Origin of the sequence: Pseudomonas sp. B14(2017) (assembly GCF_002113255.1) — a bacterium.
Classification (GTDB): Bacteria; Pseudomonadota; Gammaproteobacteria; order Pseudomonadales; family Pseudomonadaceae; genus Aquipseudomonas; species Aquipseudomonas putida_Z.
Genome location: NZ_NEJY01000026.1, coordinates 86,973 through 98,058, shown reverse-complemented (window position 1 = coordinate 98,058; position 11,086 = coordinate 86,973). Strand labels below are relative to the sequence as shown.

Annotated in this window: 10 protein-coding genes; 6 read left to right on the top strand and 4 right to left on the bottom strand. The window is 65.0% G+C overall.

Going from position 1 to position 11,086, the window contains the following annotated elements:
- The first annotated feature begins 274 nt into the window (after positions 1-274).
- The gene (locus CAG34_RS24685; protein WP_085592957.1) at positions 275-739 is read left to right on the top strand and encodes a nuclear transport factor 2 family protein; all 465 of its coding nucleotides are present in this window, start codon (positions 275-277) and stop codon (positions 737-739) included.
- Here CAG34_RS24685 and CAG34_RS24680 read toward each other — a convergent pair whose 3' ends face one another.
- Together CAG34_RS24680 and CAG34_RS24675 are read right to left on the bottom strand one after the other, a co-directional pair.
- Positions 740-2,095: an ATP-binding protein gene (locus CAG34_RS24680; RefSeq protein WP_085592955.1), complete on the bottom strand. Its 1,356-nt coding sequence runs from the start codon at positions 2,093-2,095 to the stop codon at positions 740-742.
- Positions 2,092-2,802 (bottom strand): response regulator, encoded by a 711-nt coding sequence (locus CAG34_RS24675; RefSeq protein ID WP_085592953.1) that lies wholly within the window; start codon positions 2,800-2,802, stop codon positions 2,092-2,094. Before CAG34_RS24675 ends, CAG34_RS24680 begins: the two co-directional genes overlap by 4 nt.
- Before the next feature lie 168 nt (positions 2,803-2,970).
- On the opposite strand from CAG34_RS24675, the gene CAG34_RS24670 reads away from it, so the two are divergent.
- The 5 genes from CAG34_RS24670 (at position 2,971) to CAG34_RS24645 (ending at position 7,532) form a co-directional block, all read left to right on the top strand.
- On the top strand, positions 2,971-3,753 hold the full coding sequence (locus CAG34_RS24670; RefSeq protein WP_085592951.1) for a VacJ family lipoprotein: 783 nt from the start codon (positions 2,971-2,973) through the stop codon (positions 3,751-3,753).
- Between the two features lie 13 nt (positions 3,754-3,766).
- Positions 3,767-3,976, top strand: coding sequence for a hypothetical protein (locus tag CAG34_RS24665; RefSeq protein WP_038408308.1), 210 nt, complete (start codon positions 3,767-3,769; stop codon positions 3,974-3,976).
- Positions 3,977-4,233: 257 nt separating this feature from the next.
- Entirely contained in the window at positions 4,234-5,466 is a 1,233-nt protein-coding gene (locus CAG34_RS24655) for an MFS transporter (protein ID WP_085592949.1), read from the top strand.
- A 36-nt stretch (positions 5,467-5,502) separates the two neighbouring features.
- Positions 5,503-6,276: a helix-turn-helix domain-containing protein gene (locus CAG34_RS24650; RefSeq protein WP_025338469.1), complete on the top strand. Its 774-nt coding sequence runs from the start codon at positions 5,503-5,505 to the stop codon at positions 6,274-6,276.
- A gap of 107 nt (positions 6,277-6,383) precedes the next feature.
- Entirely contained in the window at positions 6,384-7,532 is a 1,149-nt protein-coding gene (locus CAG34_RS24645; RefSeq protein ID WP_085592947.1) for a M14-type cytosolic carboxypeptidase, read from the top strand.
- Positions 7,533-7,719: 187 nt separating this feature from the next.
- Here the strand turns inward: CAG34_RS24645 and CAG34_RS24640 are convergent, their stop codons facing one another.
- Both CAG34_RS24640 and CAG34_RS24635 read right to left on the bottom strand, forming a co-directional pair.
- Positions 7,720-8,688 carry a spore coat U domain-containing protein gene (locus CAG34_RS24640; RefSeq protein ID WP_085592945.1) on the bottom strand — a complete coding sequence of 323 codons (969 nt, stop codon included), beginning with the start codon at positions 8,686-8,688 and terminating at the stop codon, positions 7,720-7,722.
- Positions 8,685-11,078, bottom strand: coding sequence for a fimbria/pilus outer membrane usher protein (locus tag CAG34_RS24635; protein WP_371858058.1), 2,394 nt, complete (start codon positions 11,076-11,078; stop codon positions 8,685-8,687). Before CAG34_RS24635 ends, CAG34_RS24640 begins: the two co-directional genes overlap by 4 nt.
- Positions 11,079-11,086 lie beyond the last annotated feature (8 nt).

Genomic DNA, 11,086 nt, shown 5'->3' with positions numbered 1-11,086 from the left:
CACAGCTACAACGGATACGAGACCCCGGTAGCCATGGAGGAAAAACTGAGGGCAGCGGCATAAACCTTAACCGGTGTCCAAAATTACTTGACCAGATCAAGGCCGCTCCCACAGGGATTGCGCAAGCTTTCAAATTTGAGCAAGACAGTTGCCCCATCTCGAGCGGTCTCAATTGTTCCACGCACTGCAATTATGATGTGCCAGGCACACCCATTCTCTGTTCGGCCAGCGGCTACTACTCTCCTACAAGCCAATCGAACTGAGGAGTACCCCGATGTCCCGCCCACCCCTGCCGCCCTTCACCCGCGAAAGCGCCATCGAAAAGGTCCGCCTGGCCGAGGATGGCTGGAACGGCCGCGACCCGGCCAAGGTCGCGCTTGCCTATACCATCGACACCGTCTGGCGTAACCGCGCCGAGTTCCCGCGTGGCCGTGCCGAGGTCGAGGCGTTCCTGACGCGCAAATGGAACCATGAACTGGAGTACCGCCTGATCAAGGAGCTGTGGGCCTTCACCGGCAATCGCATTGCTGTGCGCTATGCCTACGAGTACCACGACGACAGCGGCCAGTGGTACCGCGCCTATGGCAACGAGAACTGGGAGTTTGCCGACGACGGGCTGATGCAGAACCGTCATTCGAGCATCAACGAGCACCCTATCAGCGAAGCCGAGCGCAAGTTCCGCTGGCCGTTGGGCCGGCGCCCGGATGATCACCCCGGGCTCAGCGAACTGGGGCTCTGATCAGCCCTGCGGCAGCATGACCCTGACTTCCAGCCCGCCACCCGGGCGGTTGCCCAGGGTCACGCTGCCCCCCTGCTCAAGCACGATGGCCCGTGCTGCGGGCAGGCCCAACCCAACGCCACCGGTATTGCGGTTGCGTGAACCTTCGATACGGTAGAACGGCGCGAATACCTGCTCATGCAGCTCCGGCGCGATGCCCGGCCCGCGATCCAGCACGGTAATCTCGATCTGCCTGGCGCTTACCGCCAACACCACCGTTGGCTCACAGCCGTATTTCGCGGCATTGTCGATCAAGTTGACCAGCACGCGCTTGATACCCACGGGCCGCCCCGTGTACACACAGCGGCGCGGCCCGCTGAGGCCGACCTCGACCCCCGCGTCCTTGAAGTCGTCCACCACGGTCAGCAGCAGCTCGCCCAGGTCGAATACGGTCGTCTGTTCCAGCCGTGCGTCATCACGGAAGAACTCCAACGCCGCATCGACCATCGCCTGCATCTCGTCGACGTCCTTGAACAACTTGGCCTGTAGCTGGGCATCGTCGATGAACTCGGCGCGCAAGCGCATGCGCGTCAGCGGTGCACGCAAGTCATGGGAAATGGCCGCAAGCATCTGGGTACGGTCGTTGAGAAAATGCTTGAGCTGCGCCTGGGTGGCATTGAACGCAAGAATGGCCTGGCGCAGGTCGTGCGGGCCGACCACCGGAATGGGCGGGGCGTTGAAGTCCTTGCCAAAACGCCGCGCGCCTTCGGCAAAGCGTTCCAGCGGCTTGGCCAGGTAGCGCGTGGCCAGCAGCGCGACGGCAAGGCTGGAAACCAGCATCAGGCCGAGGATGATCAGGTTGCGCGGCAGTTCATCCAGGCCCCAGCTACGGCTGGTGGCACGGAACAGCACCCAGGACTTGTCGCTCAGCTCGATCATCAGCGCATAGCCACGTTCAGGTGCGTACTCCGGCATGTCGGACGGTTCGAAAGCCTCCACCCTGGCATCCGGGCGCTTGAGCAGCGCGCGCAGGATAGGCGTGCCCTCGCTGAACTCGGCATCGACCAGCACTGGCACGCCCGCTTCGTCATGGCGGCGCAGCCAGCGCACGGAATATGAGCCGTCGCCCGCCGCACTGGCGATGTTGGCGCGCTGCGCCATGGGCGCGGCATCGAGGATGCGGGTGACCGCTGCAACCTTCTCGATCACCCCGCTCTCCAGCAGCGGTGGCTGCGCCCAGACGCTCAGCAACAGGCTGAACAACCCCTTGAGCAGCAGCAGGAACAGCATCGCCGTCAGGGTGGTCAGTGCGATCCAGCGGGCAATGGTGATCCTGGGCCGTGGCAGGGCCTGGCGAACCCTGGCCAGCAGCTTCATCGCTTCGCGACCGTGGGCGTGAACAGATAACCGGCGTTGCGCAGGGTACGGATCAAGGGCTCGTTGCCGTTGTCGGTTTCAAGCTTGCGGCGCAGCCGGCTCACCTGGACGTCGATGCTGCGGTCATAGGCGTCGTAAGCATCGCCACGAGCCATGTCCAGCAACTGCTGGCGGCTGAGCACCCGCCGCGGATGCTCGGCGAACACCAGCAGCAACTCGAACTCACCGTTGGACAAGGGGATCATGACGTTGTCCGGCGAACGCAGCTCGCGTCGCACCACATCCAGCCGCCAGCCGGCAAACTCCAGGGTCGCGCAGGCATGGCCCGCCGTGCCACCGGCCGCTTCACCGGCACGGCGCAGCACTGCCCTCACCCGGGCCAGCAGTTCACGGGCGGCGAACGGTTTGGTCAGGTAGTCGTCTGCCCCCAGCTCCAGGCCAACCACCCGGTCGCTCAGCTCACCCATGGCGGTGAGCATGATCACTGCCACCTTGTGCTCGGCCAGCAGGCGCTGGCACAGCACCAGGCCACTGTCGCCAGGCAGCATCACATCCAGAATGACCAGGTCCGGCACCCGCCGCTCGACGGCCTGCCACAGCGCCTTGCCATCCTTGGCCACATCAACCTCGTAGCCATGCTGGCAGAGAAACTTCTGCAGCAGGTCGAGCACCTCGACATCATCGTCGACTATCAGCAAATGGCTCACAAAAAAGCACCGCAAAACAAGGTTACCAAGCCGTACTTTAAGGCCATCCCCACGCAGCCGTCATATATTTCAACCCGGAAACAAAGTGTCGACGCCGAGACAATCCGGACATTCCCCGGCAAAGAAAACTGCGCAGCATCGCCGCCAGTTCTTGCCAGGAATGTATCTATGTCCCGTTCATCATCCGCCTCCCGCTCAGCGCGCTCAGCCGCGCTGGCCTTGTCGCTGCTTGCGGCGGGAGGCTGCAGCCAACGTGCACCGGCCACGGCGGCCTGCGGCAATGTCGCCTATCAGGTCAGTGACCCGGCCGAGCCCGCCAACCGCGCCGTATTCGCCTTCAACCGCACGGTCGATGACTATCTGCTGGCCCCCGTCGCCCGGAGCTACACCGCGCTGCCCGGTTTTGCCCAACAGGGCATGCACAACTTTGCCAGCAACTTCGGTGAGCCCAAGGTGTTCGTCAACGACCTGCTGCAGGGCAATGGCGAACGGGCGATGACCAGCCTCAGCCGCTTCATCTTCAACACCACCCTGGGTGTGGCGGGGCTGGTCGACGTGTCTGGCAAGATGGGGCTGAGCCAGCATCGCTCGGACTTTGGCCAGACCTTCGGGGTGTGGAACATCGCCGCAGGCCCCATCGTCGAGCTGCCGCTGCTGGGCACCCACAACCTGCGCGATGCCAGCGGCACGCTGCTGGGCCTGGCACTGGACCCGTTTGGCGGCAACAGCGATACCGTCGAAACCATGGGCAACGTAGCCACGGCCGGCGGCATCGTCGATGCACGGGCCGAAGCACTGCCATTGACTGACCTGCTGCGCACCTGGCCTGACTACTACCTTGCGCTGCGTGACTATACCGCGCAGCGGCGCAGCAACCGGGTGGCAGAAGGCAAGGCCGGCGAGCCGGGGGAGTGGCCAGTGGATTGTGCAGGGGGTGCCCGTGAAGAATGATGCCCAAGCCGCCATGCTGCTGTTCAGGCGCCTGGAAGGCGCTGCCCGGCAACCGCTTTTGCTGCATGAACTGGAGGCCCGGGTTTCGGCCGATGGCCGGAGCCTGGTGCTGAGCCGCTATCGCGAACGCTTTACCGCCGAAGGCAAGCCCTACCGGCACGAGGCTCACCGCAGCGTACCGATTGCAGCATTGCTGCGCTGGGTGGCGCGGCAGGGTCAGTGAAATTGGGGCCGCTTTGCGGCCCTTCGCGGGCACGCCCGCTCCCACAGGTGTCGCGCTGAGCTCAGGAAGTACGCGGTTCCGGTGGGAGCGGGCGTGCCCGCGAAGGGCTGCAAAGCAGCCCCAATAAAGCCGCAGCCTCGATGGATATGTCCGAAACGCGACAGTGGCTGCCTGTTCGGCGTGAGACAGGCAAACCGGGCACTGGCTACCCTTCTTCGGCAAATGCCTTGTTCCCTTTCGCCAGAAGAAGATCGCCCATGACGACCTCCACCGCCTCCATGGCCGCCACCACACCTGCCGACCAACCCCAGGGCTTTCTGGTCCGCATCGTCGGCGCTGCCGCATTCGCCCATCTGCTCAACGACCTGATCCAGGCCGTGCTGCCATCCATCTACCCGATGCTCAAGAGCGATTTCGCGCTGAGCTTTGCCCAGATCGGCTGGATCGCCCTGATCTACCAGGTGACCGCGTCCCTGCTGCAACCCTGGGTCGGCCTGTACACCGACAAGCACCCGCAACCCTACCTGCTGCCGGCCGGCATGCTGGTGACGCTGGTGGGCATCGCCCTGCTCGCCTTCGCCAGCAGCTATGAAATGCTGCTGGTGGCCGCCGCGGTGGTCGGCGTGGGCTCGGCGACCTTCCACCCCGAAGCCTCGCGAGTGGCCAGGATGGCCTCCGGTGGGCGCTTCGGCACCGCGCAGTCGACCTTCCAGGTCGGAGGCAACACCGGCTCGGCCCTCGGCCCGCTGCTGACCGCTGCCATCGTCATTCCGCACGGCCAGCCGGCCATTGCCTGGTTCATGCTGGCGGCCGCGCTGGCGGTATTCGTGCTGCTGCGGGTGTCCGGCTGGACCGTACGCCACGGCCAGACCCGGCTCAAGTCCTTCGCCGGCCAGCAGGCCCCCGGCCTGTCGCGTGGCGCCATGTGGCGCGCCGTGGCGGTTATCGCCGTGCTGATGTTCGCCAAGTTCGTCTACATCGCCTCGTTCACCAACTACTTCACCTTCTACCTGATCGAGCATTTCGGCCTGAGCGTGCAGCACAGCCAGCTGTACCTGTTCGTGTTCCTCGCGGCCGTGGCCCTGGGCACCTTCGCCGGTGGCCCGGTGGGTGACCGTATCGGGCGCAAGGCGGTGATCTGGGTCTCGTTCCTCGGCGTGGCGCCCTTCGCCCTCGCCCTGCCCTACGCCAACCTGGCCTGGACGGCGGTACTGGCGGTGGCCATCGGCCTGGTGATGTCCTCGGCCTTCGCCGCCCTGGTGGTGTATGCCCAGGAGGCCGTGCCGGGCCGGGTCGGCATGGTGTCGGGGGTGATGTTCGGGTTGATGTTCGGTATCAGCGGCATCGGCGCCGCCGGGCTTGGCGAACTGGCCGATCGGCATGGCATCGAGTGGGTGTACCAGGTCATCTCGTTCCTGCCGCTGCTGGGGTTGGCCACCGCGCTGCTGCCGGCAACCCGCTCGCAAGCCCGCCCCAGCCGCTGCTGTTAAAGTGGGCGTGCCAGGCTGCCCGTACAAGAGGTCGAAATGCTGAAGCCGCAGCACGAATTGCTGGTGGAGGTGGATGAGTGGAGCTGGGAGGTCGGCAGCCGTGCGACGGACTACCCGACCGACTGGTTCATCGAGCCCCACAGCCATGCCAAGCACCAACTGATCTATGCCATCAAAGGCCTTATGATCGTCGAGTCCGGTAACGAACGCTGGACCGTGCCACCCAGCCGCGGCGTATGGATGCCCTGCGGCCAGGTGCACGCGATCCGCTGCGTGGGCGATGTGAAGATGCGTAGTGTTTTCGTGCGCACCGACGCGGCAGTGCAGTTGCCCGTGCAGAGCAAGGCTATCAGCATCTCGCCGTTGCTCAGCGAACTGATCAAGGCCTCCGTAGGCTTTACCGCGCCGTTTGCCGAAGACTCGCGTGAAGCCCGGGTGATGCGCCTGATCCTCGACGAAATCTGCGTGCTGCCGACCTTGCCGCTGAAGCTGTCGCAGCCCGGCGACAAGCGCCTGCAGGCAATCTGCGCCGCGCTGCACGAGCGGCCTGACGATAACGCCACCGTGGCCGACTGGGGCCAGCAGCTGGGGGTGGACGAAAAGACCATCCAGCGCCTGTTCCGCAAGGAAACCGGCATGACCTTCGGCCAGTGGCGCCAGCAGGCGCGGCTGATGCAGGCACTGGAGCGGATTGCCCTGGGCGAGCGGATCATCGATGTGGCGGGGACGCTGGGGTATGACAGCCCAAGTGCCTTCGCCAGCATGTTCAAGCGCCAGTTCGGTATCACGCCGAGTCAGTTCTTCAAATAGCCTGTAGGAAACGTATGATATCGCCCACGCGTTGCTGATCTCGCACAGCAACCCTGTCAAGCCGTGTACAGTACCCTCACAACAAAGCCCCAGAAGGAGCCCGGTACATGACCGTGACGCTGTCCCCCCTGCAGATCGACTGCGATTTCGACTCCGGCAACATCCAGGTGCTGGATGCCAGTAACCCGGCCCGGGTGCACCTGGCCATCCGCCCGGACACCCACAGCGGCCACTACCAGTGGTTCCACTTCAAGGTCAGCGGGCTGACGCCGGGCCAGGTCCATCGCTTCAGCCTCGACAACGCCTCCGGTTCCTCCTACAAGAACGCCTGGAGCGGCTACAACGCCGTGGCCTCCTACGACCAGCAAACCTGGTTTCGCGTCCCCAGCCAGTTCGACGGCACGGCGCTGTCGTTCGAGGTAAAGGCCGAACAGCCGCACATCTGGTTCGCCTACTTCGAGCCCTACCCGCGCGCGCGCCACAACCAGCTGATCGAGCGTGCACGGCAACTGCCGGGGGTCGAATTGCTCGCCAGTGGCCGCAGCGTACAGGGCCGCGACATTCCCCTGCTGCGCGCCGGTGATGGCGCCGCAGGCAAGCGCAAGCTGTGGCTGATTGCCCAGCAACACCCGGGCGAACACATGGCCGAATGGTTCATGGAGGGCGTGATCGACCGTCTGCAGGCCAACGACGCGGTGATCCGGCAGTTGCTGGCCAAGGCCGACCTGTACCTGATCCCCAACATGAACCCCGACGGCGCCTTCCTCGGCCACCTGCGCACCAACTTCAAGGGCAAGGACCTCAACCGTGCCTGGCAGGACGCCAGCGTCGAGCTCAGCCCCGAGGTGTTCTTCGCCCAGGCGCAGATGAAGCAATACGGCGTGGATGCGTTCATCGACGTGCATGGCGACGAGGAGATTCCCCATGTGTTCACCGCGGCCTGCGAGGGCAACCCCGGCTACACGCCGCGTCTGGCCAAGCTGGAAGAGCAGTTCCGCAGCACCCTGTGCAGCCTGACCCGCGACTTCCAGACCGTGCATGGCTACACCCGCGACGAACCGGGGCAAGCCAACACGACGCTGGCCTGCAATGCGGTGGGGATGGCGCATGACTGCCTGTCACTGACTCTGGAAATGCCGTTCAAGGACCATGACGATGCGCCGGATGCCGTCACCGGGTGGTCGGGGGCGCGCTCGAAGGCGTTGGCCGGGGCGGTGCTGGAGACATTGGCGAAGATGGTTGGCGATTTGCGCTGAGGCCAGCCGGGCGCTCACCCTGCCCGAGCGGCTGGCGCGCATCCTGTAGGAGCGGCCTTGTGTCGCGAAAGGGCCGCAAAAGCGGCCCCGGCGATATATGCGGCGAAGCTGAAAATGTGGGGCCGCTGCGCGCCCCTTTCGCGACACAAGGCCGCTCCTACAACGATCGCGTCAGCCGGGAGCCATGTCAGAACTGCACATCCAGAAGCACGCTGTCGGTATAGGTCGCAGCCGGGGGTGTAGCCTGGTCGGTGTAAACCTTGGCGTTGTAGTTGAACACCTGGCTACCGGTGCCGGTCCCCGTGCCGGGGTTCACATCGGCATCGGCACTGGCCCGTCGCGCAGCCCCTACCGAACCCCAGCGCACCGCACCGGCGCCCTTGAAAATGTCATAGGCCAGGTAGTTGTTGGCCGCCGACTTCATCCGCCGCCGCCCATTGGCCACGTTCTGCCCGTCATCCAGGCCCACGGTGTAGTTGCTGCCCTTGGTGCACGACACGCTCAGGCTCTGGCTAACCGTACCGAACCCCGCCACCACCGGCGCGCTGGCGAAATTGATGCTGGGTGTGGTGATCTGGCAGTCGTTGGTCACCGTCATGCTCACCAGCAGGGTCTTGGTACCAGTGCCCTGGTCTCGCCCTATGCAAAGCCCGCCAACACCAATCCCGTCGCAATAGTCCCAGGTCCACTCGACAGTGAGGGTTTCCTGATACAGTCCGGCCGATACGTTGCTGCCTACCTGCGTGCGCATGTAGATGGGCACGTTCTTCGGTGTACCGTTGAGCAACCCGAGCAAGTCGAGGATGCCGGTGGTCCTGAATTCGAAGGCGGTGCCACGGGTAATCGGATATGTGGTCGTGGCGTCGGCATACAGCGTGTAGGGGATCACATCCCCGGTAGGGCCTACCAGCCCGCTGGTGGTAGAGGTGACCTTGATCTTGAAGGAGTCGGTGCTGCTGAGCACGCTGATCACCGAACCGTTGCATTGCAGGCCCGAGTTGGTACTGGAAGCTGTCTGTACCGCGCCACGTACCTGGGTCGAGTTGAGCGAACCAAACGCCGCCGGCGTAGTCAGCACTGACGTGCACTTGGCCCAGGCCGAGCCCGCCCACAACAACAAGGCGCATGCCCACAAACCACGCCAGCAGGCCTTCACTTGCACACCAACGGGCCGATCAAAGGGATCGAACCTTGTGCTTCAGGCAGGTCGAACGCCACCTGGCACTGCCCGCCCCCTTCCAGCTCCACCTGCAGGCGGTTATGCGGCGCCAGGTTCTCCAGATACACCAGGCCATCCCAACCGACCACCGCCTGGCTGCCGCTTTCTGCATGGGTGACACGGCTGCCCAGCTTGAGCACCTGCCGGTCGGCGTCCACCAGTTCGACACTGGCCGCCAGCACGCGCCTGAGCGGGAACTCCAGCAGGTAGCCGCTGCCCCGGCGCACCGCCACCCGCTGCTCCACTTCCGGCGCGAGGATGTCCGGCGGCAAGTCCATGGGGTCGATCTCGTACTTGCCGCGGTAGTAACCGCTGCTGTACGGCACCAGCAGGTGGCCACCGGCATCGGTGCGGCCGACCTCCTGGTTTTCATAGCGCACAGGCACATCGGCGTAACCACCGGTGCTGACCACCACGAAGGCATCGTCGATGCGGTTGGCAGCGAACAGCCCGGCATCCATCCACACCAGCGAACCACTGGCGTCGGCCCAGCGGGTCATCTCGCCACTGCTGCCATACACACCGGCCTGCAACTGCACCGACTGCAGGCGCCAGGTGACATCGGCCTGGCGGTAGGCATCGCGCTCGCTACCGGCGGCGTAGCCCAGGTTGTAACCGACACCACCACCCACCGGCGTCGCGCGGCTGTAGTTGACCCGCTGCAGGCTTTCGCCTTGCTGGCTGCGCTCCATGCCCAAGGCCAGGGTGCCATGCAGGTCGAACGGGATCACCAGTTGCGCCTGCACCGCCCACTGGCTGTCCCCCACTTCACGGTTGGCCGACAGATACACGCTGCTGTTGCCCCACAGCGGCCTGCTGTAGCTGAGGTTGATCAACCGGGTTCGTGTGCCGTCACCGGCGCGCACATCGAAATAGCCGGCGCCGATGTTGCCGTATTCGTTCAGGTTCAGGCTCAAGGTGACCTGTTCGCTACGCTGGCTCAGCTGTATGTCCCGGCTGTCTACCCGGGTCAGGTCGGCATAGTCGCCATGGCGTTGCAGGCGCTGGTAGCTGAAGCCGATGCGCTGGCTGTTGTACTGGTAACCGAGGGCGACCTGGTGGCCCTGGTCGCCGTCGAACCGGCTCTGCGCCAGGGCCGCGTTGAGCACGCCGAAGTTGCCCAGCCGCATGTTGCCGCCCAGGCCGCCCAGCATCAGCGATTCGGCGCTTTCGGCATGGGTCTCCAGGGTGAAGATGTCGCTGACCCCGTAGCGCAGGCTGGCCGAAGCAACCCCTGGGCCGTAGGCAAAATCGCGCACCCCGTAGTCACGGCGCAGGCTGCCGGCTGCCACCGAATAGTCCGTCAGGCCCTGCTGCAGCAGGCTGCTGGTGACGTAGAACGGCAAGGTGGTCGACACCTGCCGGCCAAGGGCATCGGTGGTAACCACCACCGCCTCCCCGGCGCCGTTGATGAACGGCACGTTGGTCAACGTGTAGGGGCCCGGCTGCAATTCGCTGGTGCTGGACTTGTAGCCATTGATGAACAGGTCCAGCGAGGTCGGTACCGCCGCTTCACCGGAGAACGCCGGCAGCGGATAGGTGACCAGGTCGGGGCGCGCAGCGAAATCGCGCGACAACTGCAGGCCACCGACCCGCACCGAGCTGGTCCAGGGCAAGGCCCCGGTTATCAGGTCACCGGCTTCGTAGGTCAGCAGGCGCTGCTCGTCGGTAAAGCGCCAGGTGGTGTCGTAACGCAAGAAGCCCTGGCGCGTGTCGTCGGTCGGCGCACCATTGAACGACTGGCGCCATTGCCCGGTGCTGGAGAACGTACCCCAGCTGTCGAACAGACGCAGTTCGTTCCAGGCCGCCAGGTAGCTGCCGCCGTCATCGGTGTCGTTGAGGTACAGGTCGTAGTTGAACAAGGCGCCGAAACTGCTGCGCGCATCGCTGGCCGGGTACAGGTTGCGGTCGCCCAGCTGCTGGTCGGGCAGCCAGGCCGGCGGCACTTGCAGCAGCAGGCGCTGGTTCTGGCTGTCGTAGTCGGCGTGCAGCCCGGCGATGGCCTCCAGCGCCACCTCGCCCTGCGGGTTGTCCGGCAGCGAGACGCCGGCCGCCCGCAGCACGTCGCTGTCCAGGTACAGCTGCCCGGCGCGCTGCTGCACTGGCACCAGTTCAGCCCTGGGCATCTGGTTCACCAGCAGCTCGAGGTACAACGTGGCATCGGCGATCGCGGACAGTTCCGTGGGTGGTGGTGGCAGGTCGTCGGCCAGCACCAGGCCAGGGCCGATCAGGGCCAGCCCCAGGCACCAGCGGTGCGTCCTCGCTGTCAGCCCCCTCACACACGGTTTCCAACCATTGCCGGGTCCTCCCTGGCCCCTTCGCGGCATTCAGGCGC